1 protein-coding gene is annotated in these 389 nt (G+C 48.6%); it reads left to right on the plus strand.

The window, feature by feature from the left end:
• The coding region (locus tag A9165_RS16960) for a hypothetical protein (RefSeq protein ID WP_176714637.1) at positions 1-285 on the plus strand (285 nt) is incomplete at its 5' end.
• Positions 286-389: the final 104 nt, after the last annotated feature.

Below are 389 nucleotides of genomic sequence, written 5' to 3' on the forward strand. Positions count from 1 at the left end.
TGCGCCCATGCTGGGCGCACACAAGTCAGGGATGCGCTGACAGCCCTGGTGTTTGCCTCAGCGATACTAGGCGAGGAGCTGGGGCTTGAAGCGCTGGCCCGGGCCCGCTTTCATATTGTAATTGCTAATTGGAATAACGAAGACTTAGCTCAAGACACAAAGTTTCTGCGCTACTTTGCAATAGCCGCAAAACAACTACCGCTGTTGGCCATCGATAGCTATGTCGAAACGCACTACCCTGAGCGATATGCCGAGTACTTAGAATATAAAAACAGCGTTAAATAATTAGACAACAAAAAACCCGGCACTAAGGCCTGTCTCTTGATCACAAGTCAGCCTCAAGAGACTTTGCTAGGTCATAACCTTCAAGGATGGCTTGTAGTTTGAAC

It is taken from the genome of Alishewanella sp. HH-ZS, from assembly GCF_001704375.1.
GTDB classification, from domain to species: Bacteria; Pseudomonadota; Gammaproteobacteria; order Enterobacterales; family Alteromonadaceae; genus Alishewanella; species Alishewanella aestuarii.